Origin of the sequence: Klebsiella planticola ATCC 33531, assembly GCF_000735435.1 — a bacterium.
Taxonomy (GTDB): domain Bacteria; phylum Pseudomonadota; class Gammaproteobacteria; order Enterobacterales; family Enterobacteriaceae; genus Klebsiella; species Klebsiella planticola.
This window is the reverse complement of sequence record NZ_JMPP01000067.1, coordinates 185,540-211,377: the sequence shown is the minus strand read 5'-3', so window position 1 is coordinate 211,377 and position 25,838 is coordinate 185,540. Positions and strand designations below refer to the sequence as shown.

At 56.7% G+C, this 25,838-nt stretch carries 24 protein-coding genes; 17 read left to right on the top strand and 7 right to left on the bottom strand.

Annotated elements, in window-relative coordinates; translation table 11 throughout:
* The first annotated feature begins 1 nt into the window (after position 1).
* From GRPL_RS01220 to psiF, 5 genes are all read left to right on the top strand, one after another.
* Positions 2-1,291, top strand: coding sequence for an MFS transporter (locus tag GRPL_RS01220; protein ID WP_032689295.1), 1,290 nt, complete (start codon positions 2-4; stop codon positions 1,289-1,291).
* Between the two features lie 65 nt (positions 1,292-1,356).
* Positions 1,357-2,349 (top strand): DNA-binding transcriptional regulator IdnR, encoded by a 993-nt coding sequence (gene idnR / locus GRPL_RS01225; protein WP_032689294.1) that lies wholly within the window; start codon positions 1,357-1,359, stop codon positions 2,347-2,349.
* A 229-nt stretch (positions 2,350-2,578) separates the two neighbouring features.
* Positions 2,579-2,839 (top strand): anti-adapter protein IraP, encoded by a 261-nt coding sequence (gene iraP / locus GRPL_RS01230; protein ID WP_004858488.1) that lies wholly within the window; start codon positions 2,579-2,581, stop codon positions 2,837-2,839.
* A gap of 87 nt (positions 2,840-2,926) precedes the next feature.
* On the top strand, positions 2,927-4,357 hold the full coding sequence (gene phoA, locus GRPL_RS01235) for an alkaline phosphatase (RefSeq protein ID WP_032689323.1): 1,431 nt from the start codon (positions 2,927-2,929) through the stop codon (positions 4,355-4,357).
* 91 nt (positions 4,358-4,448) lie between these two features.
* Positions 4,449-4,769 carry a phosphate starvation-inducible protein PsiF gene (psiF, locus tag GRPL_RS01240; RefSeq protein ID WP_032689293.1) on the top strand — a complete coding sequence of 107 codons (321 nt, stop codon included), beginning with the start codon at positions 4,449-4,451 and terminating at the stop codon, positions 4,767-4,769.
* Between the two features lie 75 nt (positions 4,770-4,844).
* Here psiF and proC read toward each other — a convergent pair whose 3' ends face one another.
* On the bottom strand, positions 4,845-5,654 hold the full coding sequence (gene proC, locus GRPL_RS01245; protein WP_032689292.1) for a pyrroline-5-carboxylate reductase: 810 nt from the start codon (positions 5,652-5,654) through the stop codon (positions 4,845-4,847).
* A gap of 116 nt (positions 5,655-5,770) precedes the next feature.
* Between proC and GRPL_RS01250 the strand changes: the two genes are divergently transcribed.
* Entirely contained in the window at positions 5,771-6,229 is a 459-nt protein-coding gene (locus GRPL_RS01250) for a YaiI/YqxD family protein (RefSeq protein ID WP_032700707.1), read from the top strand.
* On the opposite strand, the gene GRPL_RS01255 is transcribed toward GRPL_RS01250, so the two are convergent.
* Entirely contained in the window at positions 6,226-6,927 is a 702-nt protein-coding gene (locus GRPL_RS01255; protein ID WP_032689290.1) for a DUF2076 domain-containing protein, read from the bottom strand. The two genes, GRPL_RS01250 and GRPL_RS01255, sit on opposite strands and share 4 nt — an antisense overlap.
* A 334-nt stretch (positions 6,928-7,261) precedes the next feature.
* Between GRPL_RS01255 and aroL the strand changes: the two genes are divergently transcribed.
* The 4 genes from aroL to ppnP all read left to right on the top strand — a co-directional run bounded on the left by aroL (position 7,262) and on the right by ppnP (position 9,409).
* Complete coding sequence (gene aroL / locus GRPL_RS01260) at positions 7,262-7,819, top strand: shikimate kinase AroL (RefSeq protein ID WP_032689289.1); 558 nt, start codon at positions 7,262-7,264, stop codon at positions 7,817-7,819.
* A 97-nt stretch (positions 7,820-7,916) separates the two neighbouring features.
* On the top strand, positions 7,917-8,108 hold the full coding sequence (locus tag GRPL_RS01265; RefSeq protein WP_004858514.1) for a YaiA family protein: 192 nt from the start codon (positions 7,917-7,919) through the stop codon (positions 8,106-8,108).
* Between the two features lie 251 nt (positions 8,109-8,359).
* On the top strand, positions 8,360-9,037 hold the full coding sequence (locus GRPL_RS01270) for an AroM family protein (RefSeq protein ID WP_099001304.1): 678 nt from the start codon (positions 8,360-8,362) through the stop codon (positions 9,035-9,037).
* A gap of 87 nt (positions 9,038-9,124) precedes the next feature.
* Entirely contained in the window at positions 9,125-9,409 is a 285-nt protein-coding gene (ppnP, locus tag GRPL_RS01275) for a pyrimidine/purine nucleoside phosphorylase (RefSeq protein WP_002890284.1), read from the top strand.
* Between the two features lie 65 nt (positions 9,410-9,474).
* Here ppnP and rdgC read toward each other — a convergent pair whose 3' ends face one another.
* The gene (rdgC, locus tag GRPL_RS01280) at positions 9,475-10,386 is read right to left on the bottom strand and encodes a recombination-associated protein RdgC (RefSeq protein WP_032700753.1); all 912 of its coding nucleotides are present in this window, start codon (positions 10,384-10,386) and stop codon (positions 9,475-9,477) included.
* 91 nt (positions 10,387-10,477) lie between these two features.
* Between rdgC and mak the strand changes: the two genes are divergently transcribed.
* Positions 10,478-11,383 (top strand): fructokinase, encoded by a 906-nt coding sequence (gene mak / locus GRPL_RS01285; RefSeq protein ID WP_032689286.1) that lies wholly within the window; start codon positions 10,478-10,480, stop codon positions 11,381-11,383.
* A 46-nt stretch (positions 11,384-11,429) separates the two neighbouring features.
* Here the strand turns inward: mak and GRPL_RS01290 are convergent, their stop codons facing one another.
* From GRPL_RS01290 to sbcD, 3 genes are all read right to left on the bottom strand, one after another.
* Entirely contained in the window at positions 11,430-11,792 is a 363-nt protein-coding gene (locus GRPL_RS01290; protein WP_032689285.1) for an NUDIX hydrolase, read from the bottom strand.
* Between the two features lie 325 nt (positions 11,793-12,117).
* A complete protein-coding gene (sbcC, locus tag GRPL_RS01295; protein WP_032700705.1) occupies positions 12,118-15,276 on the bottom strand; it encodes an exonuclease subunit SbcC in 3,159 nt (1,052 codons plus the stop codon).
* Entirely contained in the window at positions 15,273-16,475 is a 1,203-nt protein-coding gene (sbcD, locus tag GRPL_RS01300; RefSeq protein ID WP_032700704.1) for an exonuclease subunit SbcD, read from the bottom strand. Before sbcD ends, sbcC begins: the two co-directional genes overlap by 4 nt.
* A 209-nt stretch (positions 16,476-16,684) precedes the next feature.
* Between sbcD and phoB the strand changes: the two genes are divergently transcribed.
* The 5 genes from phoB (at position 16,685) to malZ (ending at position 23,883) form a co-directional block, all read left to right on the top strand.
* On the top strand, positions 16,685-17,374 hold the full coding sequence (phoB, locus tag GRPL_RS01305; protein WP_004204861.1) for a phosphate response regulator transcription factor PhoB: 690 nt from the start codon (positions 16,685-16,687) through the stop codon (positions 17,372-17,374).
* A gap of 21 nt (positions 17,375-17,395) precedes the next feature.
* Positions 17,396-18,691: a phosphate regulon sensor histidine kinase PhoR gene (gene phoR, locus GRPL_RS01310; protein WP_032696562.1), complete on the top strand. Its 1,296-nt coding sequence runs from the start codon at positions 17,396-17,398 to the stop codon at positions 18,689-18,691.
* Positions 18,692-19,105: 414 nt separating this feature from the next.
* Positions 19,106-20,425: a branched-chain amino acid transporter carrier protein BrnQ gene (gene brnQ / locus GRPL_RS01315; RefSeq protein WP_032689281.1), complete on the top strand. Its 1,320-nt coding sequence runs from the start codon at positions 19,106-19,108 to the stop codon at positions 20,423-20,425.
* Between the two features lie 123 nt (positions 20,426-20,548).
* Positions 20,549-21,922, top strand: a complete 1,374-nt coding sequence (proY, locus tag GRPL_RS01320; protein ID WP_032689280.1) for a proline-specific permease ProY — start codon at positions 20,549-20,551, stop codon at positions 21,920-21,922.
* Between the two features lie 137 nt (positions 21,923-22,059).
* Entirely contained in the window at positions 22,060-23,883 is a 1,824-nt protein-coding gene (malZ, locus tag GRPL_RS01325) for a maltodextrin glucosidase (protein WP_032700703.1), read from the top strand.
* Here the strand turns inward: malZ and GRPL_RS01330 are convergent.
* Entirely contained in the window at positions 23,874-24,776 is a 903-nt protein-coding gene (locus tag GRPL_RS01330; RefSeq protein ID WP_032696560.1) for a LysR substrate-binding domain-containing protein, read from the bottom strand. The genes malZ and GRPL_RS01330 overlap by 10 nt on opposite strands.
* A 337-nt stretch (positions 24,777-25,113) precedes the next feature.
* Between GRPL_RS01330 and GRPL_RS01335 the strand changes: the two genes are divergently transcribed.
* Positions 25,114-25,755, top strand: a complete 642-nt coding sequence (locus tag GRPL_RS01335; RefSeq protein ID WP_032689277.1) for a hydrolase — start codon at positions 25,114-25,116, stop codon at positions 25,753-25,755.
* The last annotated feature ends 83 nt before the right edge of the window (positions 25,756-25,838 follow it).

Below are 25,838 nucleotides of genomic sequence, written 5' to 3'. Positions count from 1 at the left end.
TATGCAAATGCTCGCGAAATTACCAGCGCGTCGCTGGTGGTATTTAATGCCGGTAATTTTTATTACCTATAGTCTGGCGTATCTCGATCGTGCGAATTATGGTTTCGCCGCCGCTGCCGGTATTGAAAGTGATTTAGGAATTACCAAAGGAACGGCATCGCTTATTGGTGCTCTCTTCTTCCTGGGCTATTTCTTTTTCCAGGTTCCCGGTGCCATGTACGCCGTAAAACGCAGCGTGCGAAAAATGATTTTCTTCAGCCTGGTATTATGGGGCTTTTGCGCGGCGGCCACCGGGTTTGTCAGCAATATTCCGATGTTAATGGTTATTCGCTTTACGCTCGGGATCGTCGAGGCGGCGGTGATGCCGGCGATGCTGATTTATATCAGCAACTGGTTTACCAAAACCGAGCGTTCACGCGCCAATACCTTCCTGATTCTTGGCAACCCGGTGACGGTATTGTGGATGTCGATTGTCTCCGGCTACCTGATTCAGTCCTGGGGCTGGCGGGAAATGTTTATTATCGAAGGCATTCCGGCGGTGCTATGGGCTATCTGCTGGTGGATTCTGGTGCGAGATAAACCGTCGGAGGTCTCCTGGCTGAATGCGCAGGAGAAACAGGTTCTGCAACAGGCGATGGATAGCGAACAGAGCCATATCAAACCGGTGCGCAACTATGGCGAGGCGCTGCGTTCACGCAACGTGATCATGCTGTGCGCTGTCCATGCGCTGTGGAGTATCGGGGTTTATGGTTTCATGATGTGGATGCCGTCGATTCTGAAAAATGCCGCGCAGATGGATATCGTCGCCGTCGGCTGGCTGGCGGCGGTTCCCTATCTGGCGGCGATTTGTCTGATGCTGACGGTCTCCTGGCTGTCGGATAAATTCCAGAATCGTAAACTGTTCATCTGGCCGCTGTTGCTGATTGCCGCCGTGGCGTTCTTCGGTTCCTGGATGATCGGCAATCAGTCTTTCTGGTTCTCCTACGGGCTGCTGGTTCTCGCCGCCGCCTGCATGTATGCGCCATATGGCCCCTTCTTCGCGCTGATCCCGGAGCTGCTGCCGCGCAACGTATCGGGGGTGTCGATGGGGTTAATTAATAGCTTCGGCGCGCTCGGTGCTTTCCTTGGCGCCTGGCTGGTGGGCTACCTCAATGGCATCATGGGCGGGCCTGGCGCGTCGTACACCTTTATGGCCATCGCGCTGCTGGCATCGGTGGTGCTGATGTACAACGTGCGGGCCAACGACGATCGAACTTCTGCGCTGATGACGACAAAAAAGCTTGCGGGTTAACAGAATCGAAGCGGCTGTGGTAAGGTTCTCTGCGAGCATATGAGTCGTTTGTCGCAGAGAACCCGATGAAAAACAACCGGATGACATTACAGGATATCGCGAACCTGGCCGGACTTAATAAAATGACGGTCAGCCGTTATTTACGAGACCCGGGCCAGGTATCGCAGCGTAGCCGTGAATTGATCGCTAAGGTCATGGAAGAGAACAACTATATTCCTAACCGGGCGCCGGAAATCCTGCTCAATGCTCGCAGTAAAACCATCGGCGTGCTGATTCCCTCCTTTCGCAACCAGATATTCGCCGATGTGCTCGCCGGCATTGAATCCGTCACTTCCGCCCACCAGTATCAGACCCTGATCGCCAATTACGGCTACGATCCGCAGCGTGAAGAGCGCGAAGTGCTCAATTTGCTCTCCTACAATATCGATGGGCTGATTCTCACCGGTAAGCAGCACACTGACCGCATGATCCAGTATGTCCGCGCCAGCGGTATCCCGGTAGCGGAGCTGATGGACATCGGCGGGCAGCCGCTCGATATCCAGGTGGGGTTTGATAACGAGAAAGCCGGCTGGGATATGGCTCATGCGTTTCTCGAAAGCGGCAAACGAAAAATCGCCTTTTTTGGTTCGATGGACGATCCCCGCGATCTGAGTCGTTTCCGTGGGACTGAACAGGCGGTGGCGGCCTGTGGCCTGAAGGCGTATCACATCACGCCGCGTACCATCTCCTCGGTAGCGCTGGGCCGTCAGATGTTCCTGCAAATGCAGCAATCGCACCCGGATATTGACGCGATTTTTTGTACCAATGACGATCTGGCGGTCGGCGTGCTGCTGGAGTGTCAGGCGCAGGGGATTGCGGTGCCGCAGGAGATAGCGATTGCTGGCTTCCACGGGCTGGAAATTGGTCGCGCGCGGCTGCAAAAAATCGCCAGCGTCATTACTCCTCGTTATGACATCGGTAAAACGGCGAGTGAAATCCTGATTGCCCGTCTGGCGGGGAAAGACGCGCCAGATAGCGTGAATTTGGCCTATCAGATATATTATGGCGATACGTTATAATTATTACCGGAATAGCAATATTCTTTTTTATTATTATCTATTGAATTTAGTTATGAAAAGTATTGTTCTCGCCTTGAGTTTATTCCTGGTGGCGATCGTCGAATGAGCAAAACGTTTCGCTTATTATATTGCGAGACAAACAATCATTTTTAAAAAATAATACTGGTATCCGAAGGCGAATGTATGACATAACTAGCAAATAATGGAACCCGCATAAGGATACAGTGCTGTGAAGAATCTCATTGCTGAACTACTGGTAAACCTGGCGCAAAAGGAGGAAGAAGCAAAGGAACTGACGGTGCAGGTTGAGGCGCTGGAAGTTGTCGTGACGGCGCTGCTCCGCCATATGGCGCAGGATGCGCAGCAGGCATTAATTAACGATATTGAGCACGCTATTGAGCAGGCAAGCCCCGGTCCGCTGGTGGACGATCGCGATGCTCAGCTGTTGCAGCAATATATAAAAAAGCTGTTGCGGCATCCGCGTAGTTAGTTCTTTTGACAGGACATGGATGCTGTCATTTTACTGTCATCTCGCTTTTATAAAGTCTCCCTCGTTTTGTTTTTTAAGTATTTTTACATGGAGACGACAAAAGTGAAATTAAATGCCCTCGTTATTGCCCTGTTACCTCTGCTGGGCTCCCCGGTTATTCATGCAGAAACCACGGCTGCCCCGGTTCTGGAAAATCGTGCCGCTCAGGGCGATATCACGACGCCCGGCGGCGCGCGCCGTTTAAGCGGCGATCAAACTGCCGCGCTGCAGGCCTCGTTAATCAACAAACCCGCAAAAAATATTATTTTGCTGATTGGCGACGGGATGGGCGATTCTGAAATTACGGCGGCGCGCAATTATGCCGAAGGCGCCGGCGGTTTCTTTAAGGGCATTGATGCGCTGCCGCTGACCGGTCAGTACACGCATTATTCTCTGGATAAGAAAACCGGCAAACCAGATTACGTCACCGATTCCGCCGCGTCCGCTACCGCCTGGACAACCGGCGTAAAAAGCTACAACGGCGCGCTGGGGGTCGATATTCATGAAAAAGATCATCAGACTATCCTCGAGCTGGCGAAAGCCGCAGGGTTTGCCACTGGCAACGTCTCCACGGCAGAACTGCAGGATGCCACGCCTGCGGCGCTGGTTGCACACGTGACTTCGCGTAAATGCTACGGCCCGAGCGTCACCAGCGAAAAATGTCCCGGCAACGCGCTGGAAAAGGGCGGTAAAGGCTCAATTACCGAGCAGCTGCTGAATGCCCGCGCGGACGTGACCTTAGGCGGCGGGGCAAAAACGTTCGCCGAAACCGCGACGGCCGGTGAATGGCAGGGCAAAACGCTGCATGAGCAGGCCATTGCCCGCGGCTACCAGATTGTCACCGATGCCAGCTCGCTGGCCGCGGTCAGCGAAGCTAACCAGGGCAAACCGCTGCTGGGCCTTTTCGCCGACGGCAACATGCCGGTGCGCTGGGAAGGGCCGAAAGCCTCTTACCACGGGAATATTGATAAGCCGGCGATAACCTGCACTCCGAACAGCAAACGTGACGCTTCCGTTCCGACGCTGGCGCAGATGACCGAGAAAGCGATCGGTCTTCTGAGCAGCAACGAGAAAGGATTCTTCCTGCAGGTTGAGGGCGCCTCTATCGATAAACAGGATCATGCGGCGAACCCGTGCGGTCAGATTGGCGAAACCGTCGACCTTGATGAAGCGGTACAAAAAGCGCTGGAGTTTGCCAAAAAAGAGGGTAACACGCTGGTCGTTGTCACCGCTGACCACGCGCACTCCAGCCAGATTATTCCGGCCGATTCCAAAGCTCCGGGACTGACTCAGGCGCTGACGACCAAAGACGGCTCGGTGATGGTCATGAGCTACGGCAACTCGGAAGAGGAGTCGATGGAACATACCGGCACGCAGCTGCGCATTGCCGCCTACGGTCCGCATGCCGCAAACGTGGTGGGGTTAACCGATCAGACCGATCTGTTCTACACCATGAAAGCCGCGCTGGGTCTGAAATAAGCCGCTGCCGATGGCGAATTGTGGCCATCGGCTGGTTTTTTTCCCATCAGCGACCAGACTTACAGAGATTGACTGACAAAAGGATGGTGTGATGAAAATAACATTGTTGGTAACCCTGCTTTTTGGTCTTATCTTTGTGACGGCGGTGAATGCCGCGGAAAAAACGCCCACGCCCCAGCAGCAAAAAATGACGACCTGCAACAAAGAGGCCTCGTCGAAAACGCTGAAAGGGGACGAGCGTAAAGCGTTTATGAGTCAGTGCCTCAAGAAAGATGCGCCGGCGCCGGAAAGTAAGGGGCTGACGCCTCAGCAGCAAAAAATGCGCGAGTGCAACGCTCAGGCGACTCAGCAGTCTCTGAAAGGGGACGATCGTAATAAGTTTATGAGCGCCTGCCTGAAGAAACAGGGATAAGCGTGCCTCTGTCGAAGCAGACGGCGTAAAAACGGGTGAGGAGACTCCTCACCCGATATCAACATGAGGCGGGGATCAGGAGCGGCTGAGCTTCTCTGATTTTTCCATGCATTTGACCATGGCCTCGATGACCGCAGAGCGGAACCCTTTCTCCTCCAGTACCCGCACGGCTTCGATGGTGGTGCCGCCTGGCGAGCAGACCATATCTTTCAGCGTCCCCGGATGTTCCCCGCTTTCCAGCACCATCTTTGCCGACCCCATCACCGCCTGAGCGGCAAATTTGTAGGCCTGAGCGCGTGGCATACCGCCGAGAACGGCAGCGTCCGCCATCGCTTCAATAAACATGAAGACGTAGGCCGGTGCGGAACCGCTCACGCCCACCACCGGGTGGATCATCGGCTCAGCGATAATTTCAGCCTGGCCGAAGCAGCGGAAAATCGTCAGCGTTTCGGCGACCTCTTCGCTGGTCACCAGCGCGTTAGGCGTCACTGAGGTCATCCCGGCGTTAACCAGCGACGGGGTGTTCGGCATCGCGCGGACGATCTTGCGATCGTGGCCCAGCGCCCGTGCCAGCTGATCGAGGGTGACGCCAGCGGCAATTGAGATAACCAGCGAGTCTTTATTCAGACTGGAGGCGACTTCGCTGAGCACTTTAATCATGATCCCCGGCTTGACCGCGCCGAAAATGATATCGGCGACCTGAGCGACTTCCTGTGCGCTCTGCGCGGCATTGATGCCGTACTGGTCGTGCAGGGCCGCCACTTTGTCCGGCGACGGGGTATAGACCCAAATTTGCCCAGGCTGCACCTGTCCGCTGGCGATCAGACCGCCCAGAATGGCCTTACCCATATTCCCGCAGCCGATAAAGCCAATTTTCTTCTCCATCACCGTTCCCCTTTGCTTATTTTGTCGTGAGTTCTCTAGCTTATCACTCCAGCGCTTCCCCGGGGGACAAAAGCAGGTGACAATGATGGCTCCCTTTTTCGTCGACAGGAGCCGGAATGGCTATTTGGGTTGATGCGGACGCGTGTCCGAACGTCATTAAAGAGATTTTATTCCGCGCCGCCGAGCGTACGCAGACCTCGCTGACGCTGGTTGCCAACCAGCCGCTGCGGGTGCCGCCATCGCGGGTGATCCGCACGCTGCGCGTGCCGCAGGGGTTTGATGTGGCCGATAACGAAATCGTCCGCCTCTGTGAACCGGGCGACCTGGTGATTACCGCCGATATTCCGCTGGCGGCGGAAGTTCTGGCCAAGGGCGCTGCAGCCATAAATCCGCGCGGCGAGCGCTACAGCGATGCGACCATTCGCGAACGTCTGACGATGCGTGATTTTATGGAAACGATGCGGGCCAGCGGCGTACAAACCGGCGGCCCGGATAGTTTGTCGCAGCGCGATCGGCAACAATTCGCCGCCGCGCTGGAGAAGTGGCTGTCAGAGACAAAACGCCCGCAGGGTTAAACCCAGCTGTCGTCATCGCCGCCGAAATCGTCGTCGTTACCCATACCCGCGTCGAAGTCAGAGTTCCAGGTGTTGTTATCCGCGAGGAACTGATTATCGTCCTGACGGAACGGATCGTCTGCGGCGGACAGTTCCTGCGTCTGGTTAAGGTCAGGCTGCGGTTTTTCTTCAATAATATTGACGATCTCCTGTGGATGCGAGCCGCTGAACATATTGGTCAGCATGTTGCCCAGCACCACGCCGCCTGCCACACCTGCCGCCGTTTGTAGCGCGCCGGCCATAAAGCCGCCGCCACTGCGCGCCGCCTGCGGCGCATAGTTTTGCTGCGGCATTTGCGGCGCATACTGCGGTTGCGCGCTGGCCTGAGGGCGGCCATATTGTTCGGCCCCGGGAATGGGGTCGGAGCCGCGGCTCTGACCGCCGCCAAACAAGCCGGAGAGGAACCCGCCGCTGCTCGGTTTTGCCGCCTGTAGTTGCGTCACCTGGCTTTCCAGCGCCTGGATACGATCGTTGAGCTGCTTGATGGCGGCTTCCTGGATCAGTATCGTTTGCGCCATGTAATAGGGCGCGGCGGGCTGCTCTTTCATGTGTTGCGCAATCCGCTCCTCGGCGCTGGCATCGCGCGAAGCGCTCTGCGTCCCGGCCTCTTTCAGGCGGGAAAACAGTCCATCAATAAGGCGTTGTTCTTCAGATTGCATGGTACTTTCCTCTGTCATACTGGTCGTTTAGCGTCAGAGTGCGACTGAACGCGCCATGTTGTAAATATGTTGATGCGTAAAGCTATGCATAAATGTGTTACCGTTTACGCCAGCCAGCGGCTGAAAAATAACCTTTTTGAATAAGTAAATCTGGAATAACACTTAATGCAATGATAGGTTTACGCGATAAATCCTTTTGTCATCTGTGGTGAACAGGTTTTGTTAGAGCGATGTAACGTTTGTTTTACGATCATTGCCGGCGATTTTGCCGGTGCCATTGCTTACTCTTCGTATTCATTTTCCCGCGATATGCGGAACCAGGGGGTCTTCGGTAATGACATTGCCAATCTTTCTCATCGGGCCGCGCGGCTGCGGTAAAACGACAATCGGCCATGCGCTGGCGCGGGCGCGTCATTACCAGTTCACCGATACCGATCATGCGCTGCAGGAGCGCGAGCAGCGTACGGTCGCGACTATTGTTGAGCAGGAGGGCTGGGCGCGTTTTCGTGAGCTGGAGTCAGAGGCGCTGAAAGCGGCCACGCGGCCGGAAACGGTGGTTGCGACCGGCGGCGGCATTATTCTGGCTGAAGTTAACCGCCAGTTCATGCGCGAAAACGGCGTGGTAATTTACCTGCAGGTGCCGGTTTCGGCGCTGATCGCCCGCCTTGAAGCGTATCCGAAAACCGAGCAGCGGCCGACGCTGACCGGCAAACCGGTACGCGATGAAGTCGGCGAAGTGCTGGCGCAGCGGGAAGCGCTGTATCGCGCAACCGCGCATCATATTATCGATGCCACCGCGACGCCGGATGACGTCGTCGGACAAATTCTGGCGACGTTGCAGAATGTCTCTGCGCCGCAAGAGGCTCAATGCGCCGAGACCGCAAGGGAGTAAGGGTAGCCGGCCGCGCGGCGAGTTAAGACTTTACTGACGGTAAACGACGCAGGGGCCCCTATACTTAATAGCTCTGATCGCCGAAGAAGGAAGAGCTATGCCAACCCAACCTCCATATCCGAGAGAAGCGCGTATCGTTGCCGTTGCGAAAGGGCCCGCAGGTCAGGGGGAGACCTGGTATCAGCTGCGTGCCGATTTCCCGACGCCCGATTCACTGATCAGTGAACACCCCACCGAGCAGGAAGCGCTGGACGCGAAACAGCGCTACGAAGACCCGGATAAATCATAATCTCGCCCGCCCGGAATTCTCTTTACGCAGAGTAATACCGGGCCTCCATCACATTTTTAATTCATCAGCCCTGCTGATGATTCCCTAAGGTACGGATTTTTCAGGCACGCGCCTGAGGTCACATCAATCTTTACATTCAACGGCGGCGGTAAGCTGCTACGCTTCTGGACGGTTGATTTTTAGTCAACAGGGGGGCGAAGTGGTGTGCAGTAAGCCTGTGCTGAAGCAGTGGTAGTGAAAAGGTACGTGATATGAGTACAACGATGGCAATTTTAACCGTTGGCGTGGTACCGGTGGCTGAAGTTTTGCCGCTTTTAACCGAACATATCAGGGAAGAGCAGATCACTCATATTAGCCTGTTAGGCAAAATGACGCGTGAAGACGTTATGGAAGATTATGCTGTTGATTCCGGCGATGAATGCCTGCTGACGTTATTGAATGACAACCAGCCGGCCGAGGTTTCGCGCCAGAAGGTCGAGCGTGATTTAAAGCATATTATCGCGATGCTCGACAGGCAAGAATATGATGTCATTCTGTTTTTGAGTTCCGAAATGCTCAGCGGCCTCACGGCGCGCAATGCCATTTTACTGGAGCCGCAGCGGATTATTCCGCCGCTGGTGGCGTCGATTGTTGACGGTCATCAGGTCGGGGTTATCGTTCCCGTTGAGGAGGTGCTGCCCATGCAGCGGCAAAAGTGGCTTTCGTTAGATAACGCGCCTTACTATGCGTTAGCCAACCCGATAAGCGGCAGCGATAGTGATTTATTGAGCGCCGGACGGGCGCTTCTGGAGCAGGGCGCCGATGTGCTGGTGCTGGACTGCCTGGGTTACCACCAGCATCATCGCGACGTATTGCAAAAAGCGCTGGATGTGCCGGTTCTGCTGTCAAATGTGCTGGTTTCCCGGTTGGCTGCAGAACTATTAGTTTAACATGGTCCGATAGATTAATTTTGCGTGACAGGGGCAAGGAGCGCCCCCTATATTGAGGCTTCAACAAAAGATCATAAGGGCTTGTTTATGCTTCAAAGCAATGAATACTTCGACGGAAAAGTGAAATCGATTGGCTTCACCAGCAGCAGCACCGGTCGCGCGAGCGTCGGGGTGATGGCAGAAGGGGAATATACCTTTGGTACCGCACAGCCGGAAGAGATGACGGTGGTGAGCGGTGCGCTGAATGTGCTGCTGCCGGGGGAAACCGAGTGGAAAGTGTATGCCGCCGGTGAAGTGTTCAATGTCCCAGGCAACAGCGAGTTTCATCTGCAGGTGGCTGAGCCAACCTCTTACCTGTGCCGCTATCTGTGATTCATTGCCTTCCTGCTGCGGCAGGAAGGCATGTTGCCCGCTTTGTCGGGCGCACCCGGCGCTGATTAGCGCTGTGCTTCTCCGCCCAGAGCTTCCACCAGATTCTGAATCAATGCCGCCAGTTCGCCGGTCATCAGAATAAAGTCGGCGTCAAAACGCTGAGCGAAATCTTCCCGGTCAATATCTTCATTCTGGTCACGCAGTTCGTCGCAGAACTTCAGACGTTTGATTGAACCATCATCGCACATCAGGAACTGAATACGCTGCTGCCAGTCGAGCGCCAGTTTGGTCACGACTTTCCCGGCTTCAATATGCACGGCGATTTCATCGCTGACCAGATCCTGTTTCTTCGCCCGAATGACGCCGCCGTCTTCAAGCATGGCTTTCAGTTCGGCTTCATCCAGCAGCTGGAAACCTTGAGCAACGGTCCCGGAGCGGACCCATTCGGTCAACGTCAGCTCGATCGGGTTTTCCAGCGCCAGCGGAACGACCGGCAGAGAACCTAAGGTTTTACGCAGCAGCGCCAGCGTATCTTCCGCTTTCTTGGCGCTGGCGCAGTCGACCATGATCAGCCCGTTGACGGTGTCGATCCACATCATTGTCTGGCTGAAACGGCTGAAGGCGCGCGGCAGCAGCGAGTGCAACACTTCGTCTTTCAGCGAATCTTTCTCGGTTTTTTTCAGCTTACGGCCCTGATCGGCTTCCAGCTTGAGGATCTTCGCCTCCAGCGCCTGTTTGATCACCGGTGACGGCAGGATCTTCTCTTCTTTGCGTGCGCAGATCACGATCTGGCCATTTGCGGTATGCGTCAGCGCATCGCTGTGCGAATCCATCGGCGATACCCAGCCGGTCTTCGCCATATCCTGGCTACCACAAGGGGTAAATGTCAGCCCGGCCAGCTGTTTTTCCATCTCCTCGGCACGCAATGAAATCTCGCGGCTGAGACGGTAAACCATTAAATTTTTGAACCACAGCATGATAATTTCCACGGCGTTGTCGTTAAATCCAGCGGGCATGATAGCGAATTGTCGCTATGCTTGCATTGTTAATCGGGGAGAGGAGCTTACAGTGCGTATTGGTATTGATCTGGGCGGCACAAAAACAGAAGTCATTGCTCTGAGTGACCAGGGAGAGCAGTTATTTCGCCACCGTTTGCCGACTCCACGAGAGGATTACCGGCAAACGATAGAGAATATCGCGACGCTGGTCGGGATGGCGGAGCAGGCCACCGGGCAGCGCGGCAGCGTTGGCGTCGGGATCCCGGGGTCGATTTCACCCTATACCGGGGTAGTGAAAAATGCCAATTCTACCTGGCTCAACGGTCAGCCGTTTGATAACGATCTGAGCCAGCGCTTAAATCGCGAAGTACGCCTGGCGAATGATGCCAACTGCCTGGCGGTTTCCGAAGCGGTAGACGGCGCCGCCGCCGGGGCGCAGACCGTGTTTGCGGTGATTATCGGCACCGGATGCGGCGCGGGAGTGGCGATAAATGGCCGTTCCCACATTGGCGGCAACGGTACCGCCGGGGAGTGGGGGCATAACCCGCTACCGTGGATGGATGAGGATGAACTGCGCTATCGCGCCGAAGTGCCGTGCTATTGCGGTAAGCAGGGATGTATCGAAACCTTTATCTCCGGTACCGGTTTTGCCACGGATTACCAGCGTCTGAGCGGCCAGTCGCTAACGGGCAATGCGATTATGCAGCGGGTTGGCGAGCAGGATCCGTTGGCCGAACAGGCGCTGAAGCGCTACGAGATGCGTCTGGCGAAGTCGCTGGCCCACGTGGTCAATATCCTCGATCCGGATGTGATAGTCCTCGGCGGCGGCATGAGCAACGTTGAACGCCTCTACCAGACGGTGCCTGAGCTGGTGAAACCATGGGTATTCGGCGGGGAGTGCGAGACGCCGATTCGAAAAGCCGTACACGGCGATTCCAGCGGCGTGCGCGGCGCGGCCTGGCTGTGGCCGCTGTAAAGCAGCGTGACCCCGTTGCCCTGCTCAGCAGGTGCAACGGGGGGAATTACAGAACGGGGATCTCGTCGAGGCGATAATAAATCGGCAGTCCCCTTTTTTTCCCTTCCTCGACATCAAGATCGGCACCCCGGGACTCCCCCGGTATACGCAAAATCGCGTCGCAGCGGCTAATCAAACGATGCGCGACGGGATATAAAAACTCTTCGCTGATCGGATCGCCTGTTTCTTTTGAACCTGCGGCTTTGGCAATAGGTAAAGCGAGCCACTCGCCAATAACAGGAATATGCCCTTTACGATAAATACTCAGCGCAACCTGTGCCATGGCGTCCAGGTTGGCAGCAATCAGTTCCGGGTGATTATTGGTACCGCTGCGGACGGGGCCCGCAACCAGAATAAGACAACTTTTCATCTCTAAGACCTTCTTAATATATGAGCGGGAAGACGGGAAACCCGATGGATATCCGGAAAGGCGCTTTTACCTGGCGCGTACCTGTCGGGTATGTTGATCTGCGCGTTTGTGCACGAATGACGGTGTTAATCGATTTTTCCGCTTTTGGGTGCCTGAAATGTCATGTCTATGCCTGTTTGTTCTCATTAAGGAAAGAGAGATGAAATTAACATGCATATTCGTGCATGATCAAGATAATTCGTGAAGTGGCGGCAGGAATAATGCGCCGGGGGAAATACGACCTTTCCCCTAAGGGAAAGGTCTTCAGCGGAGGAATCGCCGGGGGTTACTCGACGGAAAACATTTTATCCAGCCGGCTGTAGCCAAGGCCGTTGATTTTCTTAACTTTGATCTGCACCGGAATCCGTTCTTTCATTGCTTCAACGTGGCTTATCACGCCGATCACCTTGCCGCTGGCATTCAGGGCGTCGAGCGCATCCAGCGCAGTATCGAGCGTTTCGCTATCGAGCGTGCCGAACCCTTCATCAAGAAACAGTGAATCGATGCGCGTTTTGTGGCTCACCAGATCGGACAGCGCCAGCGCCAGCGCCAGGCTGACAAGGAAGCTTTCACCGCCGGAGAGGGTTCGGGTATCGCGTACCGCATCCGCCTGCCAGGTATCAACCACTTCCAGCTCCAGTGCTTCGCTGGCCTTGCGCTGAAGCTGGTAGCGCCCGTGCAGGCGATTGAGCTGATGGTTCGCCAGCCAGACCAGGTTATCCAGCGTTAGCCCCTGGGCGAATTTACGGAACTTATCGCCCTCTTTAGAACCGATCAGCGCATTAAGCCATGCCCAGTCCTCGAGCTGCTGCCCGGCCAGCGCGATCTCCTGATGTAATGTCTGCTGGCGTTGCTGGTTCCCGGCGTTCTGTTTCAGCTGTTGGCGGATCTCTCCCTGGCGGGCGCTGTTTTCCCGCAGCTGCGGCGCCAGCTGGAGCAGACGGGCCTGGACCTGCTCCAGCGGTTGGGTGAGGTCGACGTCTGCCGGCGGTTGCTGCTGATGCCGGGCAAGCGCATCGCGGGCGCGCAGCGCCAGGGCGTTATTTTGCTGTACCGCATTTTCCAGCGTCTGTTTAAGCCGCTCCAGCCGCTGGCGCGTCTCTTCGTCGAGCATGGCAGCGAGAAAGGCCTGCTGGTCGGCAAACGGGCTGCTGGAGAGTGCGGCAGCGAACCGGGTTTGCGTCTCCCGCAGCGCTTCCTGCTGCTGGCTCTCCTGCTGGCTCAGCGTCCGCCACTGGCTTTGCAATGCCAGACAGTCGTCGTGCACCTGACGCCAGCCCGTCAGCGGCGCCGGATCGGCTATCTCGTCCGTTGGCGGAAGGGACTCCGGCTCTGTCTGCGGAAGCGTATCCAGCAGCGGCGTCAGCTGTTGAAGCTGATCCTGAAGCGCAACAAATTGATTCTGTTTTTCCTGCCACAGGCGGCTCTCTGCTTCCCGCTGCGCCAGCCACTCCGCCGTCCGATCGGCCTGCGGAACGCTGAGCGCGAAGGGCGAGAGTTCCGCCTCCAGCTGCGCGCGCCGTTGTTCCTGCTCCTGCTGGAGCTGCCTGAGCTGTTGCTCGCCCGCCTGCTGCTGGGCCTGCCAGGCCAGTCGCTGCTGGTGCTGATACAGCTGCTGTTCGCTCTCCTGCTGGGCCGCCAGCCAGCCGGGAATATCATCCTGCGGCTGCAGTTCGCAATGGAGTCCGCTGACGGTTGTCTGCCATTGCGAGGTGAGCGCTTGCTCCTGCTGGAGGAGTGAGTCCAGCTCTTCTTTCTCTTTAACCTGTTGTTTAAGCAGTGCCTCAAGCTGACCGCGTAGCTGGGCGCCTTCTTCCGTCAGCTGTTTGACTTCACGCTCCAGACTATCCCGGCGGGCCTGATTCACGCCGGGTTCCAGCGCCCGGTATTGCGCGACCGCCGGGTGTTCGCTGGAACCGCACAGTGGACAAGGGCTCCCGGGCTGCAGGCGAGCGCGCTCTTCCTCCAGCCCGACAATGCGCGCTTCCAGCTCACAAATAGCCTTCACATCGCTGAATTGCTGATGTTTTTCTTTGTATGCCAGCCGGCGCTGGGCCAGGGTTGTTTCCAGCTTTTCCTGCTCCTCGCGGCGAGCCTGCTCCGCGGTTTGCAACTGCTGCTGACGCTGACGAAGCGGCAACAGGCGACTGTGCAGCGTTGAAAGCTGCTGGCGCAGCGGGCGAGCGGCGGCGTGCTGCGCCAGGCTGGCGGTAACCTGGTCGGCATCCAGCGTCAGCGCCGCAGGCGGCAGCTCCGAAAGCTTGCGAGTGGTTTCCGCCAGGCTCTGCTGCACGGCGTTCTGCTGTTGGGCATCGCGCGCCTGCTGCTGGAAGACGGCCCGCCAGCCCGCCAGCGAGTTTCCCCACTGGCGATAGCTATCGTGTTCTTTAAGCCACAGGTTGAGGGCGTGATGGGTATCCTGTAAGCGCGTCATCTGCCGGCTGGCGGCAAGGCGAATCCCGGCGCGCAGCCGCAGCCTGTCCTGTAAGCGAGTATTCACTTCCTCCACCTGGCGGTGGGTTTGCGCCAGCTCGGCGCTTTGCTCCTGCTGCCGGGTCCACAGCGGACGCAGCTGCTCTGCCGGCTGCGCGTTGAGCAGCGCCGCGAGCTGCGGCTGGGCCTGATCCAGCGCCTGCTGCGCCTCCTGTAGCCGGATCTGCGACTGCGAGGCTTCCGCGCTGAGCTCCTGCTGGCGCAGCAGCCACTGCTGCGTCGCCTGCAGGCGGGTTTGCTCAGCGAGCTGTAGACGCTCTTCATCAGTAAGTGCTTGCAAACTTTGCTGTAACGCCTGCTGTTGCTCATCGCTCAGCAGCAGAACGCCGGACGCCTGGGCCTGAAGTTTCTCCAGTTCATTGCGGGCAAGTTTATGCTTTTCAAACACCTGTGCTGAAATTTGACCGTAGATTTCGGTGCCGGTCAGCTCTTCCAGCAGCTCAGCGCGTTCTTTCGGTTTGGCATTGAGGAACGCGGCGAACTGGCCTTGCGAAAGCAGCATTGAGCGGGTAAAGCGACCGTAATCCAGTCCGGTGAGCGAAGCGGTAAGTTCGAGCTTATCTTTGACTTTATCGGCGAGGATCTGCCCATCGTCGCAGCGCGCCAGTTCAACGCGCGGGGCCTGCAGGTTGCCCTCCGGCTGATTGCGGGCGCGGTTCTGGCTCCAGAAGGCGCGATAGGCGGTCCCTTTGACCTCAAATTCCACTTCCGCCAGACATTCGGCGGTATCGCGGGTCATCAGATCGTTTTGCGATTGCGAGACGCTGCTCAGACGCGGCGTTTCGTGATACAGCGCGAGGCAGATAGCGTCCAGCAGAGTGGTTTTCCCGGCGCCGGTGGGGCCGGTGATGGCAAACAGCCCGTTGCTGGCGAACGGTTCTGCGGTGAAGTCGATTTTCCATTCGCCTTTTAACGAGTTGATATTTTTCAGGCGCAAACTCAGAATTTTCACAGGTGCTCCTCACCATTCAGACTATGCAGCGTTTCGTTGAACAGCTGCGTCAGGCGCAGCTGCTGCGCCTCTTCCAGCGTTTCCTGCGCCAGGCGGCGTTCAAACACCTCCTCGACCTGCAGTTCGCTCAGCGTCTCCCGCCGCTCGCCCGCCAGGATGCGTTCACGTTGGGCGCGGCTGCGGCGAACCAGCAGCACTTCCACCGGCAGATCTTCGGTCTGAGCCTGAATTTTGCGCTGAATATCATGGAGATATTCGTCACTGGTAATTTCAATATCCAGCCAGACGACCGGCTCCTGAGGGGCGTCCCGCCACTGGGTGAGCTGTTCGCTGATGCTGGAGAAATCGCCTTTCAGCACCGCCAGCGGCTGCGTCACCGGCACCGTCAGAGGAAGCACCTCCGTCAGTTGCCCGTCGGTGAAGGTCACCAGATTGACGCTTTTGCTTTTTCCTGTCTCATCAAAGCTGAGGGCGATGGGGGAGCCGCTGTAGCGAATATGTTCGCTGCCGCCAATCTTTTGCGCCCGGTGAATATGGCCGAGGGCAATATAATCAACGGGGGGAAAATGGCTGGCGGGAAATGCCTCCAGCGTGCCGATGTAGATATCGCGCACCGCATCGCTTTTGCTGGCGCCGACGGTGGTCAGGTGGCCGCTGGCGACGATCGGCAGCGGACGATCGCCGCGCAGGGCGCAGGCAGCTTCGTACTGCTGCTGATAATAGTCGCTGATGGCGTTCAACAGCAGCTGCTGTTTTTCGCCGCTGGAGTGTCCGGCCTGGCTGGTGACCAGCTCGCGCGGGCGCAGGTAGGGGACCGGGCAAAATATGGCGCCGGGGGTGCCGTCGCGCTGCGGCAGAATAAAGGGGGCATGGCCGGCGCTGGCCACCACCGTGGTTTTCAGAAAGGCCAGAATATCGCGGGATTCATTCAGCGTCGCCACCGAATCGTGGTTGCCCGCCAGTACCACCAGCTGGCAGCCGGTCTGCTGAAGCTGAACCACAAAGCGGTTATACAGCTCGCGAGCGTAGCTTGGCGGCGAGCCGGTATCAAAGATGTCGCCGGCGACAATAATGGCATCGACCTCGTGCGCCTGCGCGCTGGTCAGCAGCCAGTCGAGAAAGGCCGAGTGTTCGGCGGCGCGGCTCTTGCTGTAAAAATTCTGGCCAAGGTGCCAGTCAGAGGTGTGGATGATGCGCATAAGTATTCCCTGGCGAAAAAGCATGGGCGCATTATATACCTGTCATCCGGCAGGTTGTCCCTTTAACGCCTGCAGGATCGATTGTTACTCCTTGTCATTATTCAAAATCCGCTATCATATGACGGTCATTTTCTTCATAAATCTGTCACAAAACTGACGCATAATGGCGCCGCACTCTATACTGATGGCTAAAAAATACAGGGTAAATAATGGCGAGAAGAATTCTGGTCGTTGAAGATGAAGCTCCGATCCGCGAAATGGTCTGCTTTGTTCTTGAGCAAAACGGCTTTCAGCCCGTCGAGGCGGAAGATTATGACAGTGCGGTGAATCAACTCAATGAACCCTGGCCTGATTTGATTCTCCTCGACTGGATGCTGCCGGGCGGATCGGGTCTCCAGTTTATCAAGCTGCTCAAGCGTGAGGCGATGACCCGCGATATCCCGGTCGTCATGCTCACCGCCCGCGGTGAAGAAGAGGATCGCGTACGTGGTCTGGAAACCGGCGCCGATGATTACATCACTAAGCCTTTTTCACCGAAAGAGCTGGTGGCGCGAATCAAAGCGGTGATGCGCCGTATTTCGCCGATGGCTGTGGAAGAAGTGATTGAAATGCAAGGGCTTAGCCTTGACCCTTCTTCCCATCGCGTGATGACCGGAGAAAGTCCGCTGGACATGGGGCCGACGGAGTTTAAATTGCTACACTTCTTTATGACTCACCCGGAACGCGTCTACAGTCGCGAACAGCTGCTGAATCACGTCTGGGGGACGAACGTGTATGTAGAAGACAGAACGGTGGATGTGCATATTCGCCGTCTGCGTAAAGCGCTGGAACATAGCGGCCATGACCGGATGGTACAAACGGTCCGCGGCACGGGATATCGTTTCTCCGCCCGTTTCTGAATCTCGACAGGAGTGTGAACCGTGCTGGAACGGCTGTCATGGAAAAGGCTGGCGCTTGAGCTTTTCTTATGTTGTATCCCGGCCCTGATTCTTGGGGCGGTGGTGGGTTATCTGCCGTGGTTTTTGCTGGCGGCAGTAACCGGACTTCTCATCTGGCATTTCTGGAATTTATTACGTCTTTCATGGTGGCTATGGGTCGACCGTAGCATGACGCCACCGCCGGGAAGCGGCAGCTGGGAACCGCTGCTCTACGGCCTTCACCAGATGCAGATGCGCAATAAAAAGCGCCGACGCGAACTGGGCAGTCTGATCAAACGCTTTCGTAGCGGGGCGGAGTCGTTGCCCGATGCGGTGGTGCTGACGACGGAGGAGGGGGCCATCTTCTGGTGTAATGGTCTGGCTCAGCAGATCCTCAATCTGCGCTGGCCGGACGACAGTGGACAAAATATTCTTAACCTCCTGCGCTACCCTGAATTTGCTCACTACCTCAAAAACAGGGATTTCTCAAAGCCGCTCAATCTGGTCCTCAATACTGCTCGTCATCTGGAGATCCGCGTCATGCCCTACAGCGACAAACAGTGGCTGATGGTGGCGCGCGATGTGACGCAGATGCACCAGCTGGAAGGCGCGCGGCGCAACTTTTTTGCCAACGTCAGCCATGAGCTTCGCACGCCGTTAACGGTACTGCAGGGCTATCTGGAGATGATGCAGGAGCAGGTGCTGGAAGGGATGACGCGCGAAAAAGCGCTGCATACGATGCGCGAGCAAACCCAGCGCATGGAGGGGTTAGTCAAGCAGCTGCTGACGCTGTCGCGGATTGAAGCGGCGCCGACGCTGGCCATGAATGACAAAATCGACGTGCCGATGATGCTGCGGGTGGTGGAGCGAGAAGCCCAGACGCTCAGCCAGCAGAAGCAGACGCTCCACTTCCACGTCGATGAGACGCTGCTGGTGCTGGGCAACGAAGAGCAGCTGCGTAGCGCGATGTCCAATCTGGTGTATAACGCGATTAACCATACGCCAGCGGGGACGGAGATTACCGTCAGCTGGCAACGGGCGCCGCATGGCGCGTTGTTCAGCGTCGAGGATAACGGTCCAGGGATTGCGCCCGAGCACATTCCGCGTCTGACCGAGCGCTTCTATCGCGTGGATAAGGCGCGTTCGCGGCAAACCGGCGGCAGCGGTCTTGGGCTGGCGATTGTCAAACATGCGGTAAATCATCACGACAGTCGCCTGGAAATTGAGAGTACGGTAGGCAAAGGGACGCGTTTTAGTTTCTTACTCCCGGAACGTTTAATTGCCAAAAAAAGCGCCTGAACGCGCCCTTGTCAACATGACTTGCCAATGACCAGCTTCGGCTGGTCATTTTCGTTTGCAGTCACTTTTTAGCCGCGTAATTAATGAACGTCTGCTGCTTTTTTGTTCGCATGATTAGCCGGAGGTTTTCCTTAGATATGGTCAATAATCCCGCTTATAAAAATAGACTTAGCATAATCATCTGCTTTTGCGATCCCGCCTTGCATTAAAACGTTATAAGCGTTTAAATTGCCCCCCATGCAGTCGCAGACAGACTGTTTTTGCGTGGTAATTCAAAAAACAATTCTTTCCCACGCGTGTTCGGGAGCATATCCCGCTGATTTTTCCGGCAACCACCGCTGTATCCTCCCTCAGGGGAAGACACGGTATTTTCCGTTTGTTAACAACACCACATCCACAGGCAGTAATGAATTTATGACCCATCAGTTAAAATCTCGCGACATTATCGCGTTGGGCTTTATGACCTTCGCGTTGTTCGTTGGCGCAGGCAACATTATCTTCCCTCCGATGGTGGGTTTACAGGCTGGTGAACACGTCTGGACCGCCGCTATTGGCTTTCTGATTACCGCCGTGGGCTTACCGGTGCTGACGGTTGTGGCGCTGGCGAAAGTCGGCGGCGGCGTGGAAAGCCTGAGTACGCCGATTGGCAAAGTGGCCGGCATCCTGCTGGCGGTGGTCTGTTACCTGGCCGTTGGCCCGCTGTTTGCGACGCCGCGTACCGCAACGGTCTCTTTTGAAGTCGGGATTGCCCCGCTGACCGGCGACGGCGCGATGCCGCTGATGATTTACAGCGTGATCTATTTTGCGCTGGTGATCCTGGTTTCGCTCTATCCGGGCAAACTGCTGGATACGGTGGGGAATTTCCTCGCACCGCTGAAAATTATTGCGCTGATCATTTTGTCCGTTGCGGCAATTATCTGGCCGGCTGGCTCGATCAGCAATGCGCTGGAAGCTTACCGCACCGCGCCGTTCTCTAACGGCTTCGTTAACGGCTATCTGACCATGGATACGCTGGGTGCAATGGTGTTCGGTATCGTCATTGTTAACGCCGCGCGCTCTCGCGGCGTAACGGAAGCGCGCCTGCTGACTCGCTACACCGTCTGGGCCGGACTGATGGCCGGCGTGGGGCTGACGCTGCTGTATCTGGCGCTGTTCCGCCTCGGGTCTGATAGCGCGACACTGGTGGATCAATCCGCTAACGGCGCGGCGATTCTGCATGCCTATGTCCAGCACACCTTCGGTGGCGCGGGGAGCTTTATGCTGGCGGCGCTGATTTTCATCGCTTGTCTGGTGACCGCGGTGGGCCTGACCTGCGCCTGTGCGGAGTTCTTCGCGCAGTACCTGCCATTATCCTATCGCGCGCTGGTATTTATCCTCGGCATTTTCTCGATGGCGGTCTCCAACCTGGGGCTGAGCCATCTGATTCAGATTTCGATTCCGGTGCTGACGGCTATCTATCCGCCATGTATCGCCCTGGTGGTCTTAAGCTTTACCCGCAACTGGTGGCATAATTCGTCCCGCGTCATTGCGCCGGCCATGTTTATCAGCCTGATGTTTGGTATCATTGACGGCATTAAATCGTCGGCGTTCGCGGAGATGTTACCGGCCTGGACCTCGCGTCTGCCGCTGGCTGAACAGGGTCTTGCCTGGCTGATGCCTACCGCCGTGATGGTGGTTCTGGCGGTGATCTGGGACCGTGCGGCAGGACGTCAGGTGACCTCCAGCGCGCATTAACCGACGGTTTTAATCAGTGTTAAGCCACGGGACTTTGGGTCCCGTGGTTTTTTGTTTTTCAGGTAATCCTCTTTTGCGGCCTGCTCCGGCGAAGGTCTGAAGAGAAAAACGGCATGGAATACGATGGAAAGTAGTAACAAACTTAAGCGCGGGCTAAGTACCCGGCATATCCGCTTTATGGCGCTGGGATCCGCAATTGGTACCGGCCTGTTCTATGGTTCAGCTGACGCCATTAAAATGGCGGGCCCAAGCGTCCTGCTGGCCTATATTATCGGCGGCGCGGCCGCGTACATCATTATGCGTGCGCTGGGAGAGATGTCGGTACATAACCCTGCCGCCAGCTCCTTTTCCCGCTATGCGCAGGATTATCTCGGCCCGCTGGCGGGCTATATCACCGGCTGGACCTACTGCTTTGAAATTCTGATTGTCGCGATTGCCGACGTGACGGCTTTCGGGATTTATATGGGCGTCTGGTTTCCGACGGTACCGCACTGGATATGGGTGCTCAGCGTGGTGCTGATTATCTGCGCCGTCAACCTGATGAGCGTTAAGGTCTTCGGCGAGCTGGAGTTCTGGTTCTCGTTCTTTAAAGTTGCCACCATCATCATCATGATTCTTGCCGGTTTCGGCATCATTATCTGGGGGATCGGCAACGGCGGACAGCCTACCGGCATCCATAATCTGTGGAGTAACGGCGGCTTCTTCAGCAACGGCTGGCTGGGAATGGTGATGTCGCTGCAGATGGTAATGTTCGCCTACGGCGGGATAGAGATCATCGGCATCACCGCCGGTGAAGCGAAAGACCCGGAGAAATCCATTCCGCGCGCGATTAACTCGGTCCCGATGCGCATTCTGGTGTTCTATGTCGGCACGCTGTTCGTGATTATGTCCATTTATCCGTGGAATCAGGTGGGCACTGACGGCAGCCCGTTCGTTCTGACCTTCCAGCATATGGGCATTGCGTTTGCCGCCAGCATCCTTAACTTTGTGGTGCTGACCGCCTCGCTGTCGGCGATTAACAGCGACGTCTTCGGCGTCGGACGTATGCTGCACGGCATGGCCGAGCAGGGCAGCGCGCCGAAGATTTTCGCCAGGACTTCGCGTCGCGGGATCCCGTGGGTGACGGTGATGGTGATGACCGTTGCGCTGCTGTTTGCGGTCTATCTTAACTACATCATGCCGGAAAACGTCTTCCTGGTGATTGCGTCACTGGCCACCTTCGCCACCGTCTGGGTGTGGATCATGATCCTGCTGTCGCAGATTGCCTTCCGCCGTCGCCTGTCGCCGGAAGAGGCGAAAGCGCTGAAGTTTAAGGTACCGGGTGGCGTCGCCACGACTGCCGTGGGTCTGGTGTTCCTCGTCTTTATTATTGCGCTGATTGGCTACCATCCGGATACCCGTATCTCGCTGTACGTCGGTTTCGCCTGGATTGTGCTGCTGCTGGCTGGCTGGCAGTGGAAAACTCGCCGCGACCGCCAGCTGGCGCAGGCACAGTAACGCTTCCCCCGCGCCTGCCCGATTTGGCAGGCGCGCTCTCCACCCCCATTATCCTCCCCCAATAATTCCTGTGATGATGAGTCATCCGCCTGTGGGCTGTGGCAAGGTGTGCCCATTCTAAAGAGAGAGGAATGACGATGTTGAAGGCATGGCACCTGCCTGTGGCTCCGTTTATCAAGGAGCAGCAGGAACGACTCTTTATCACTTTATGGCTCAGCGGCGACGATCTGCCGCAGCGGGTGACGTTGCGTGCGGAAGAAGATAATGAAGAGCTCTCGCTGCCAATGCACCGACTGCGCCAGGAACCGCATCCGGGCGTTGTTGCGTGGCGGGGCGAAATCAATCTTGCCAGCGGCCAGCCGCGTCGGCGCTACAGTTTTAAGCTGCTGTGGGCGGATCGTCAGCGCTGGTTCACGCCGCAGGGCTTTAACCGTTTTCCGCCGGCGAGGCTGGAGCAGTTCGCCGTCGATCTGCCGGATCGCGGCCCGCAGTGGGTGGCCGATCAGGTCTTTTATCAAATTTTCCCAGACCGTTTTGCGCGCAGCGAGACGCGAGAAGCGGAACAGGATCGGGTCTATCATCATCACGCCGCCGGGCGCGACATTGTCCGGAAATCGTGGGATGAGCCGTTAACCGGCGAAGCGGGCGGTTCCACCTTCTATGGCGGCGATCTTGACGGCATCAGCGAGAAACTGCCGTATCTCAAGCAGCTTGGCGTGACTGCGCTCTATCTGAACCCGGTATTTGTCGCCCCCAGCGTGCATAAATACGATACCGAAGATTATCGCCGCGTCGATCCGCAATTCGGCGGCGACGGCGCGCTGCTGCGTCTGCGCCACAACACGCAGCGCGAAGGGATGCGCCTGATTCTTGACGGTGTGTTTAACCATACCGGCGATTCGCACGCCTGGTTCGACCGCCACCAGCGCGGCAGCAGCGGGGCGTGTCACCATGCCGATTCGCCGTGGCGCGACTGGTTTACCATCTCTCCCGAAGGGGAAGCGCATAGCTGGCTGGGCTACGCCAGCCTGCCTAAGCTGGATTATCAGTCCGCAAGCCTGGTGAATGAAATCTACGCCGGAGAAGACAGTATTGTCCGCCACTGGCTGAAAGCGCCGTGGAGCATGGACGGCTGGCGGCTGGACGTGGTGCATATGCTGGGTGAAGGCGGCGGGGCGCGCAACAACCTGCGCCATATTGCCGGTATTACCGCGGCGGCGAAGCAGACGCAGCCCGAATCCTTTGTCTTCGGCGAGCATTTTGGTGACGCCCGCCAGTGGCTCCAGGCGGACGCTGAAGATGCCGCCATGAACTACCGCGGTTTTACCTTCCCGCTGTGGGGATTCCTCGCCAATACCGATATCTCTTACGATCCGCAGAAGATTGACGCGCAGACCTGCGTCGCCTGGATGGATAACTATCGCGCCGGGCTGTCGCATCAGCAGCAGCTGCGGATGTTTAACCAGCTGGACAGTCACGATACCGCGCGATTTAAGTCGCTGCTGGGCAGAGATGTCGCACGCCTGCCGCTGGCGGTCGTGTGGCTGTTTTGCTGGCCGGGCGTACCCTGCATCTACTACGGCGATGAAGTGGGCGTCGATGGCAACAACGATCCCTTCTGTCGTAAACCCTTCCCGTGGGATCCCGCCCTGCAGGATACCGTGCTGCTGGGGCTGTATAAGCGGATGGCGAAGCTGCGCAAAGCCAATAAGGCACTGCGATACGGCGGCTGCCAGGTCATTTATGCCGAAGAGAACGTGGTGGTATTTGCTCGTGTGTATAAGCAGCTGCGCGTGCTGGTGGCCATCAACCGCGGCGAAGCCTGCGAAGTGGTTGTCGAGGATTCGCCGCTGCTGGACGTTGGCGCATGGCAGGTGCAAGAGGGCGCCGGTACGTTGCATGATGGCGTGCTGAGCCTGCCCGCTATTTCCGCCAGCGTCTGGTTCAGCCGTCAGGAGTAGAGCTGGTTCAGGAACGGGTCGCGGAGAATCGCCTCCCGCCACCAGCGCTGGGCGAGGCCGTCGTTATCGCTGCGCCAGGCGATATAGGTGAGATCTTTCTCGCGGCAGGAGAGAACCGGCTTTTCTATCAGCTCCCCGTTCTCCAGCCACGGCTGTGCGATATGGCGAGGTAAAAAACCGCAGCCCAGCCCGGCGCGCAGCAGCGCCACCTTGCTGGCAAAATCGTCGACGCGAATTTGCGGCTGTTCAGCGAGGAGGTTGCTGTTGAGCGGATGGCAATAGCGGGCGCTGTCGCTAATCACCACCGCGCGATGCAGGCTCAGCTGCTTGTTGTTGAGCGGCTGCGTCGCTTCGGCGAGCGGGTGAGCGGGGGCGACAACGAAGACATTATCCAGCGCGCCGACCATTTTCCACGACCATTCGGCGGAGGTGGGCGGTTCGTTGATGGCGCCGAGAATAATATCTGCGCCGTTACGGGTCAGCTCTTCCCAGGAGCCGGCAAGCGTATGGTGGGTAAAGTTGAGCCGGGTTTGCGGGTTTTGCGCGTAAAAAGCGTCGATCAGCGGCAGCAGACGTTCAAAAGGGAAAGAGGCATCGAGCGCGATATCCAGATCCCGCTCCCAGCCGGCTTCCAGCTGGACGGCCTGTTTTTCCAGATCTTTTGCGGCGTTGAGCAGCAAACGACCCTTTTCCAGCACCATTCGGCCGGTATCGGTAAATTTCGCCCGATGACCGCTGCGATCCAGCAGAGTGATATCCAGATCGCTTTCCAGCTTCTGGATCATATAGCTCAGGGCGGCAGGGGTCTTATACAACGACTCTGCGGCGGTGGCGAAAGACCCGTGGGTATCTAACGCGTCCAGAATCAGCAGAACATCAAGGTTTAAGCGCATCCATTACTTACCGGTTAACTAGGGTGACTCAGTTTTACCGAAGCCGGATGGTCAATGCCAGTGAATAATTTAGAACCCTTTCGCGTAAATTTTTGATAAGCATTGCTAACCAGACAGCCAGGTTTTTATATTTTTACCCCATTATCTTCCTCTCTTTCCGCCTTCATACGTCTGAAATTTATCGCCCGTAGCTTATACATTTAGCAATAGCACGGAGAATTTCTTTAATAACTCGTTAGAAATAACTGACTATACTCAGCATGCTTTATCCTTCACGATTCAGACCCACAGTAACTTGTTTTATATCTCTTTAACTTATTGATTAAGAAGGTATGTCATGTCTATTCGGGAACTGATCGATCCAACCAACTCTGCCCTAATCTTTATTGACCATCAGCCGCAGATGTCGTTTGGCGTTGCCAATATTGACCGTCAGACGCTGAAAAACAACACCGTTGCCCTGGCGAAAGCCGGCAAGATTTTTAATGTTCCGGTTATTTATACTTCCGTTGAGACCAAAAGTTTTAGCGGCTATATCTGGCCAGAATTACTGGCGGTCCATCCGCAGGTTAAACCGATTGAACGTACGTCGATGAACTCCTGGGAAGATGCCGCTTTTGTTAAGGCGGTCAAAGCCACCGGACGCAAAAAATTGATTATTTCTGCGCTGTGGACCGAAGTGTGCCTGACCTTCCCGGCGCTGATGGCTTTGGAAGAGGGGTTTGAAGTCTACGTGGTTACCGACACCTCCGGCGGCACCTCCGTTGACGCCCATGAACGGTCAATTGATCGCATGGTGCAGGCCGGCGCTGTTCCGGTCACCTGGCAGCAGGTATTGCTGGAATACCAGCGCGACTGGTCACGCAAAGAGACGTATGACGCGGTCATGGATCTGGTTCGCGAACACAGCGGCGCTTACGGGATGGGCGTGGATTATGCCTATACCATGGTACACGGCGCGCCGGAACGTAAAGCCTGAATACACTTCGTCCTTCAGGCTGTCTCTGTGTGGCCTTCGTTTGCCCGCCCCGGTCGCTGGCTTATGTCAGTGACCGGGGGCGT

Coding starts and splice junctions, on each gene's coding strand:
- GRPL_RS01220 (WP_032689295.1), top strand. CDS start 2: ATGCAAATGCTCGCGAAATTACCAGCGCGTCGCTGGTGGTATTTAATG.
- idnR (WP_032689294.1), top strand. CDS start 1,357: ATGAAAAACAACCGGATGACATTACAGGATATCGCGAACCTGGCCGGA.
- phoA (WP_032689323.1), top strand. CDS start 2,927: ATGGAGACGACAAAAGTGAAATTAAATGCCCTCGTTATTGCCCTGTTA.
- psiF (WP_032689293.1), top strand. CDS start 4,449: ATGAAAATAACATTGTTGGTAACCCTGCTTTTTGGTCTTATCTTTGTG.
- proC (WP_032689292.1), bottom strand. CDS start 5,654: ATGGAGAAGAAAATTGGCTTTATCGGCTGCGGGAATATGGGTAAGGCC.
- GRPL_RS01250 (WP_032700707.1), top strand. CDS start 5,771: ATGGCTATTTGGGTTGATGCGGACGCGTGTCCGAACGTCATTAAAGAG.
- GRPL_RS01255 (WP_032689290.1), bottom strand. CDS start 6,927: ATGCAATCTGAAGAACAACGCCTTATTGATGGACTGTTTTCCCGCCTG.
- aroL (WP_032689289.1), top strand. CDS start 7,262: ATGACATTGCCAATCTTTCTCATCGGGCCGCGCGGCTGCGGTAAAACG.
- GRPL_RS01265 (WP_004858514.1), top strand. CDS start 7,917: ATGCCAACCCAACCTCCATATCCGAGAGAAGCGCGTATCGTTGCCGTT.
- GRPL_RS01270 (WP_099001304.1), top strand. CDS start 8,360: ATGAGTACAACGATGGCAATTTTAACCGTTGGCGTGGTACCGGTGGCT.
- ppnP (WP_002890284.1), top strand. CDS start 9,125: ATGCTTCAAAGCAATGAATACTTCGACGGAAAAGTGAAATCGATTGGC.
- rdgC (WP_032700753.1), bottom strand. CDS start 10,386: ATGCTGTGGTTCAAAAATTTAATGGTTTACCGTCTCAGCCGCGAGATT.
- GRPL_RS01290 (WP_032689285.1), bottom strand. CDS start 11,792: ATGAAAAGTTGTCTTATTCTGGTTGCGGGCCCCGTCCGCAGCGGTACC.
- sbcD (WP_032700704.1), bottom strand. CDS start 16,475: ATGCGCATCATCCACACCTCTGACTGGCACCTTGGCCAGAATTTTTAC.
- phoB (WP_004204861.1), top strand. CDS start 16,685: ATGGCGAGAAGAATTCTGGTCGTTGAAGATGAAGCTCCGATCCGCGAA.
- brnQ (WP_032689281.1), top strand. CDS start 19,106: ATGACCCATCAGTTAAAATCTCGCGACATTATCGCGTTGGGCTTTATG.
- proY (WP_032689280.1), top strand. CDS start 20,549: ATGGAAAGTAGTAACAAACTTAAGCGCGGGCTAAGTACCCGGCATATC.
- malZ (WP_032700703.1), top strand. CDS start 22,060: ATGTTGAAGGCATGGCACCTGCCTGTGGCTCCGTTTATCAAGGAGCAG.
- GRPL_RS01330 (WP_032696560.1), bottom strand. CDS start 24,776: ATGCGCTTAAACCTTGATGTTCTGCTGATTCTGGACGCGTTAGATACC.
- GRPL_RS01335 (WP_032689277.1), top strand. CDS start 25,114: ATGTCTATTCGGGAACTGATCGATCCAACCAACTCTGCCCTAATCTTT.